This window comes from Flavobacterium araucananum (assembly GCF_002222055.1).
GTDB lineage: Bacteria > Bacteroidota > Bacteroidia > Flavobacteriales > Flavobacteriaceae > Flavobacterium > Flavobacterium araucananum.
In genome coordinates, this window is the sequence record NZ_MUGS01000098.1 from 1 (window position 1) to 7,262 (window position 7,262).

Annotated in this window: 8 protein-coding genes and 2 tRNA genes; 9 read left to right on the forward strand and 1 reads right to left on the reverse strand. The window is 34.0% G+C overall.

Annotation, left to right across the window (positions count from 1 at the left end):
• Positions 1 to 73: 73 nt before the first annotated feature.
• From B0A64_RS24160 to B0A64_RS24195, 8 genes are all read left to right on the forward strand, one after another.
• Positions 74 to 146 (forward strand) — tRNA-Phe (locus B0A64_RS24160).
• Between the two features lie 6 nt (positions 147 to 152).
• Positions 153 to 238, forward strand: a tRNA-Leu gene (locus B0A64_RS24165).
• A 175-nt stretch (positions 239 to 413) separates the two neighbouring features.
• Positions 414 to 1,220, forward strand: a complete 807-nt coding sequence (locus B0A64_RS24170; RefSeq protein WP_089482007.1) for an SDR family oxidoreductase — start codon at positions 414 to 416, stop codon at positions 1,218 to 1,220.
• Between the two features lie 12 nt (positions 1,221 to 1,232).
• On the forward strand, positions 1,233 to 1,553 hold the full coding sequence (locus B0A64_RS24175; protein WP_089482008.1) for a hypothetical protein: 321 nt from the start codon (positions 1,233 to 1,235) through the stop codon (positions 1,551 to 1,553).
• Between the two features lie 27 nt (positions 1,554 to 1,580).
• A complete protein-coding gene (locus B0A64_RS24180) occupies positions 1,581 to 2,495 on the forward strand; it encodes a helix-turn-helix domain-containing protein (RefSeq protein ID WP_089482009.1) in 915 nt (304 codons plus the stop codon).
• A gap of 78 nt (positions 2,496 to 2,573) precedes the next feature.
• Positions 2,574 to 3,143, forward strand: coding sequence for a Crp/Fnr family transcriptional regulator (locus tag B0A64_RS24185; RefSeq protein WP_089482010.1), 570 nt, complete (start codon positions 2,574 to 2,576; stop codon positions 3,141 to 3,143).
• A 78-nt stretch (positions 3,144 to 3,221) separates the two neighbouring features.
• Positions 3,222 to 3,959 (forward strand): SDR family NAD(P)-dependent oxidoreductase, encoded by a 738-nt coding sequence (locus B0A64_RS24190; protein ID WP_089482011.1) that lies wholly within the window; start codon positions 3,222 to 3,224, stop codon positions 3,957 to 3,959.
• A 245-nt stretch (positions 3,960 to 4,204) separates the two neighbouring features.
• Entirely contained in the window at positions 4,205 to 5,665 is a 1,461-nt protein-coding gene (locus B0A64_RS24195) for an FAD-dependent oxidoreductase (RefSeq protein ID WP_089482012.1), read from the forward strand.
• Positions 5,666 to 5,696: 31 nt separating this feature from the next.
• Here B0A64_RS24195 and B0A64_RS24200 read toward each other — a convergent pair whose 3' ends face one another.
• Positions 5,697 to 6,080 carry a winged helix-turn-helix transcriptional regulator gene (locus B0A64_RS24200; RefSeq protein WP_089482013.1) on the reverse strand — a complete coding sequence of 128 codons (384 nt, stop codon included), beginning with the start codon at positions 6,078 to 6,080 and terminating at the stop codon, positions 5,697 to 5,699.
• Positions 6,081 to 6,243: 163 nt separating this feature from the next.
• On the opposite strand from B0A64_RS24200, the gene B0A64_RS24205 reads away from it, so the two are divergent.
• The gene (locus tag B0A64_RS24205) at positions 6,244 to 6,849 is read left to right on the forward strand and encodes an FMN-dependent NADH-azoreductase (protein WP_089482014.1); all 606 of its coding nucleotides are present in this window, start codon (positions 6,244 to 6,246) and stop codon (positions 6,847 to 6,849) included.
• Positions 6,850 to 7,262: the final 413 nt, after the last annotated feature.

Genomic DNA, 7,262 nt, shown 5'->3' on the forward strand with positions numbered 1-7,262 from the left:
TATGTCGTCGCCTTTCTTTTGAAAACCCTGTTTTAACGAACAGGGTTTTTATTTATATATTTTAAATATATAAGGTACCTTAGCTCAGATGGTAGAGCAATGGACTGAAAATCCATGTGTCCCTGGTTCGATCCCTGGAGGTACCACATAATGCTCGGATGGTGAAATTGGTAGACACGCTGGACTTAAAATCCAGTGAACAGCAATGTTCGTGCGGGTTCAAGTCCCGCTCTGAGTACTAAAAACTTCAATTGGCTAATGCTAATTGAAGTTTTTTTTTGGAATAAATCGAAAAGTTTTATTCTATCTAACAAAGCTGTAGAGTCATTTTGGCTAACTGAAACTCCAAAATGGCTACATTCCTCATGACACTTCTTCTGATTTTTGCATTATAAATTTTAAATTATAAAAAAATGCAAAAGACAATTTTTATTACAGGAGCTTCGTCAGGTTTAGGAAAATCAACAGCAAAATTATTTCAAAGTAAAGGTTGGCGTGTAATCGCAACAATGCGAAATCCTGAAAAAGAAAACGAACTGGATAAGCTGAAAGATGTTATAATACTTCCTTTGGATGTCACAAATTCAGAACAAATTATTTCGACAATTAAACAAGTTACAGCTTTATATTCTGTAGACGTTGTAATGAATAATGCGGGTTATGGTTTAATAGGTGTTTTAGAATCTTTAGATGATGAACAAATTTATCGTCAGATAGCAACTAATTTACTTAGTGTTATAAGAGTTTCAAAAGCTTTTACACCTCATTTTCGTAAAAACAAGAGCGGTACATTTATAAATATTACCTCTACTTTTGGATTAATAGGATTCCCAACCTGTTCTATTTATAGTGCTACAAAATTTGCTATAGATGGTTTTTCAGAAAGTATGGCATACGAGTTAGCTCAGTTTGGAATTCAGGTAAAAATTATCGCTCCCGGGGGTATGCAAACAGATTTTGCTGTTCGATCTATGGAGTTAGTGCAACATAGTGCTTATGTACAACTGTCTGCAGAAGTGAGTAAAGGGTATAGTCCGGAACAAATCGCTAACTATAGTAAAGTTGAAGATATTGCTCAAATTGTTTTTGAAGCTGCAACAGACAATCAGAATAAATTAAGGTATGTTGCAGGAAAGGATGCTAATGCGTTATACAATGAACGCATAAATTTGGGTGCCGAAAAACAGGTTGAGAATATTAAAACAATGTTTACTTTTTAAATTTAAAATAAGATGAAAAATCAAGCGATAGAACTAACTACCTTTAGATTGAATAATTCTAATGTTCAGCAATTTATTGAGGCAAACAAAGAAATTGATGAATTTTTGAAAAGACAGAAAGGGTTTATTTCCAGAAGTATCTTTGAATTAAAAAAAGGTGTTGTTTACGATTTGCTTTTATGGGAAAACGCTCAGGACGGTACAGCTGCCATGCATAAATTGATGACGGAACTTAGTGATTCGATTGTGCATGATATGATTGATCAAAGTACTGTAAACTGGAATATTGCGCCAATAGAACATTTTGTAAATTTGTGTGATAATAATAATTAGAACCTGATAAGTTTAAAATACATAATAATGAAAAGTCAGCCTAAAATATTCCATACAATATCTCAACTGCATACCGCGATGGGTCAACCTAAGCCTTTGCATCCGCTTATTAGTATTTTGAATTACGGGGAAGCTATTTTTGACCCTAAAGATTTTGAGCAGGGAATTATTCTGGATTATTATAAGATATCCTTTAAAACCAATTTTAAAGGAAAAATTAAATATGGTCATGGCTTCTATGATTTTGAAGAGGGTGGAATGTCTTTTGTTTCGCCAGGTCAAATTTTGAAAATGCAGGATGAAGAAGCAGATTATAATGGAATGTCATTGCATATTCATCCTGATTTTATTCGTCCGTATTCTTTGAATACTAACATAAAAAAATATGGCTTTTTTGGTTATTCTGCTTCAGAAGCCTTGTATTTGTCAGAGAAAGAAAAGGATACTATTTTGGGTGTCTTTGTTTCGATCCGGAATGAGCTTAACGAACGTATCGATAATTTTAGTCAGGATGTGATTATATCGCAAATAGAACTTTTACTAAACTATAGTAATCGCTTTTATAACCGGCAGTTTATTACCAGAAAAGCGGTTAATCACGATGTATTGGCGAAATTAGAAAACCTAATAGATGCTTATTTTAATGACGAAAAGACTTTGTTAAATGGTGTATTGACAGTACAGTTTCTGGCAGATGAGTTGAATTTATCGCCAAGATACCTGAGCGATTTGTTACGGAATCTTTGTGGACAAAATACTCAACAGTTTATTCATGATAAATTAATCGAAAAAGCAAAAGAGTATATTGTCAATGGTACTTTTTCGGTATCGGAAATTGGATATAAATTAGGATTCGAACATCCGCAGTCTTTCAATAAATTATTTAAGAAAAAGACAAACTTGAGTCCTGTAGCGTTCAAAGAATTATTTAATAAAAATTAAACTATGACATCAATAAATTTTACGATGAATTTGTCATTTGACAAATTCATCGTAAACAACTTTAACTAACTTGCAGGTATGAAAGAATTTATAGAATATATATTGCAGTTTGGAAATCTGAATACCCAGCAAGTTGACTTAGTTTTAAGCAAGGCGAATGAATTGGAATTAAAGAAAGACGAATATTTTTCTGAAGCAGGAAAAATTGCAAAACAAGTAGGTTTCGTACTAGACGGAATCGTCAGGGTTTGTTATTATAATAATAAAGGAGAGGAAATTACTAAATATTTTATTGACGAGAATAATCTGGTGGTCGATTTAGAGAGTTTCGAAAATGAAATAGCATCAACAGCTTATGTACAGGCGATAACAGATTGCACTATTATGGTTTTTTCTAAAAAAGACTGGAAAGAACTTTCTAATACTATCGTGGGTTGGGATGCAATTGTACACAAATTAGTTTCGAGGGCATTAATGCAAAAAGTTGAAAGAAGAAGTCCGCAGATTTCAGAAGATGCTACCACACGTTACTTAAAGTTTTTAGAAATCTATCCCAATGTTGTTAATCGTGTTCCGCTTTCTTTTGTTGCTTCTTATCTTGGTATTACACAATCTTCCTTAAGTCGAATTAGAAAAAATATTGGTTAAATTGCTTTTTGTCAAATGGCAAATGATTATAAGTTTAAACACATCACCTTTGCTTCAATAACTTAAAAATAAGAAAAAATGAATTCAGTATTAATTACAGGAGCAAATAGAAGCATTGGTTTAGAACTGGTAAAGGAGTTTTCTAAAAAAGGATTATTTGTTTATTTAGGAACTCGGGATCTTGAAAAAGGAAAATTGGTAGTAAAGAACTTAAACGAGAACGGATACGAAAACATTAAAGCGATCACAATTGATGTTACGAATCCGGATACAATTGTGGCAGCAAAAAATATTGTAGAAAGGGAGCAAGGCAAATTAGATATCTTAATTAATAATGCCGGAATAAGCGGAGAAATGCCTCAAAATGCTTCAAATACATCAATTGCAGCTATTCAAAATGTATTTGATACCAATTTCTTTGGTGTTATAAGTGTTACTCAGGTATTTCTGGAGTTGCTAAAAAAATCAGATAGTCCAAGAATTAGTAATATTACTTCAGGTCTTGGATCTTTGACATTGCATAGCGATCCTAATTGGAAATATTATAATTTTAAATCGGCAAGTTATGGAACTTCAAAGGCAGCTTTAAATGCTTATACGATTGTATTGGCTTATGAGTTAAGAGATTTGCTTTTTAAAGTAAATGTAATCGATCCGGGGTATACAGCAACAGATTTTAACCATCATAACGGGCCGGGAACAATAGAAAGTGCTGCTAATTTTATCATCAAACATACGCTTACAGATGACAGTGGACCTACAGGGAAATTTTTCAGCAACGATATAGAAGATGAAACTGGTATTAGTCCCTGGTAGGATTAAGGCAAACATTATCAAATTAAAGAACCTCCAAAATCAATGACTTTGGAGGTTTTTTGTTTTTATTTCTTTTTTCTTAATCAAAGGATGCTTTGCAGAAGGATCAAAAAAACTATAAATTTGCCATGTTATATTTTACATCAGATAGGAATCTCATAATCACTACTTTATTTTTAGGTCAGGCATTAATTATTTTGATCAGGTTTTTCAGGTAAAGGGAGGTAGGTTAAGTTAAACAAAGAATGAAAAAAGAGGAAAATGAAGGGATGTACTGGGGTATTTGTCCCGAATGTCAAGGACGTGGCAAAAAAAGTCAACGGCTTAGCAAGAAAGTAAGGCTCAGGTATGAGGTAGCCCTGGATCAATTTGAAAAATCAAAAGGAGAAGGGATAGCTCCGGTTCGTCCTAAAAGCCATTTAAATTCCTGTCTCAAGTGTTCCGGATCCGGATTGGTTCGTTCAGCTGGTCTTCCTGGAGTAGATAAAGAAAACTATCCACATGTTGCTATTATTGGTGGTGGTATAGGAGGAGTAGCGTTGGCTGTGGCGTGTTTACACCGCGGGATTCCTTTTACTATTTTTGAACGTGATGCTAATTTTGAGGCCCGATCTCAGGGTTACGGACTTACTTTGCAGCAAGCCAGTAAAGCAATCGAGGGATTGGGTATTTTTTCGTTAGAAGAAGGCGTAATTTCGACAAGACATTTGGTTCATACTACAGAAGGAAAAGTTATTGGCGAATGGGGCATTAGAAAATGGATACCAGCAGAACCAAAAGCATCTCCAAAACGAACCAATGTACACATCGCAAGGCAATCTTTGCGCTTAGCATTACTTGAGCAACTTGGCGGACATAATGCGGTACAATGGGGACATCAATTAGTAGATTTGAAGCAATTAGATGATGATGGTGTTACTTTAGACTTTGAGGTAAATGGGGAGATAAAAAGCTTTAAGGCAGATCTTGTAGTTGGTGCCGATGGCATTCGTAGTGCAGTCCGAAAGCTAACGATTGGCGAGGATAAGACTCCTTTGCGCTACTTGGATTGTATTGTGATATTGGGTATTTGTCCTTTGCAGGATCTCAAGGGACTTACAAGTAGTTCTTTGTTAGACTCAGCAACTGTATTTCAGACGGCCAATGGCAATGAAAGAATTTACATAATGCCATATAATTCAGACTCGATCATGTGGCAGCTTAGTTTTCCAATGTCAGAAAATGAAGCAAAGGCTTTAAGTACTCTGGGACCTAAAGCACTTAAGGACGAAGCATTACGCAGAACGCAATGGCACGATCCAATTCCTCAAATTTTAGCAGCAACTCAAGAAGCTCAGATTTCCGGCTACCCTGTTTATGACAGAGAATTACTCGATTCAGAATTATTGAAAAAAGGAGGACAAGTAACGCTGATTGGAGATGCGGCTCATCCCATGAGTCCATTTAAAGGACAAGGTGCAAATCAAGCTTTATTAGATGCACTTTTGCTGGCGCGGGAAATTTTAAGAGGATGCAGGCCTTTGTCTCAATGGAGAAAAGAAGGAATAAGAGAGAGTGTATTAAATCAGTTTGAAGCAGAGATGTTAGAACGCAGTGCTTCTAAAGTCAAAGATTCAGCAGAAGCGGCCCAGTTTCTACATTCTGAAATTGTACTTCATGAAGGTGATGAGCCAAGAGGAAGATGTTTAAAGAAAAAAGAAGAATAATTCTTTCTTCGGATTAGAGGTCAATTAAAATTCAAACTACCTGCCTTTTCCTCATACTCTCTTTTACTTTTTCTCTGTGCATCTCGCCCCAATTACTGAGTTCGCGTATTACGTTTTTTAATGTTCGGCTATATTCAGTTGCTTCGTATATAATGCTAACAGGTGTTGTAGGATATACAGTACGCTTGATAAAATCATTCAACTCTAAATCTTTGAGCTCTTTTGCTAAAATTTTTGGTGATATTCCATCGATTTCTTTTTTTATTTCATTAAAACGTTTCGATGATTGAATAAGACTAAGGATTAATGCGATCTTCCATTTTCCATTTAAAACATAGAGTGCATCTATGATATTCTTAAGTGATCCTGCACATTCGTTCTTTGTTGGAAGTTCTTGTTCTTCAATTGTTTTCATAAAAGTAAAGATACGAACTTTCCCAAAAGTAACTGGTTTCCTTTAGGAAACTGCTATCTTTTGCATACTCAACTACTGTAACTTTACCTTAAATAAAAGCTAAAAGTCTAATGATTTTCAATTATTAGATTATAAAAAAGTAAATCTTAAAAGCATAGTAGTTATGAAACACATTCTTCATTTAATGTCCAGCATTCAACCCAAAGAATCACATAGTATTAAACTAAGTGAAGCCATTATCGAAAAAATTCAAGAAAAATATCCCAATAGCACACTCGAAGAGTTAAATCTTGTTGAACTGGATATGCCAAATCTTAATCCGGAATTACTTCGTAAATTTTTTACTCCCGCTGATCATCTTAACACCGAAGAAAAAGAATCGATTGTATTTGCTAATAATTTAATTAAACAATTACTGGCGGCAGACATAATTGTTATTGGTGCCCCGCTTTACAATTTCACTATTCATTCGGCATTAAAAACATGGATTGATTATATTACAAGGCCCGGAATAACTTTTGGATATGGCGAAGATGGGCGTCCTATTGGTCTGGTTACCGGCAAAAAGGTATATGTTGCAATGGCGTCTGGCGGTGTATACTCAGAAGGTCCTGGTCAGGCTAACGATTTTGTTGTTCCTTATCTAAAGGCTTTTTTAGGATTCTTGGGACTAACAGATCTTACGGCATTTCGAGCAGAAGGATTAAAGGTACAAGGATTAAAAGATGATGCTATGAATAAAGCAATTAACAGTATCGTTATTGATTAAATATTTGAGCTTTCTATATATCGAAAATCTTGAGAATGATATCATTTTTGGGATATTTACAATGTAGTTTTCAGAAAAAATAAAGCATAAAAAACTCCTTAAGAAATTAAGGAGTTTTTGCTTTTTTTTAGGCATGATACAAATTACAAATTGATATTATTTACCATTTTTTTGAGTCTTTTCAGTTCTAATATTATCAAGTATTGTGCTTGTTTAATTTTTTTGTTAGTTTTGTTTTTTATAATAAAAAAGATATGAACAGAAAGGGTTGTCTTCCTCCACCAAGATTTTAATATTTATTAGAAATTTAAAAAGTACTGCTCGGATATTTTATTCGCTGTTTTGTTGTACTTAAAATTCTTAATTAAATTTTAATTTTAAAAATCTTGTCCTGCAAAGGATTGGTAGATAAT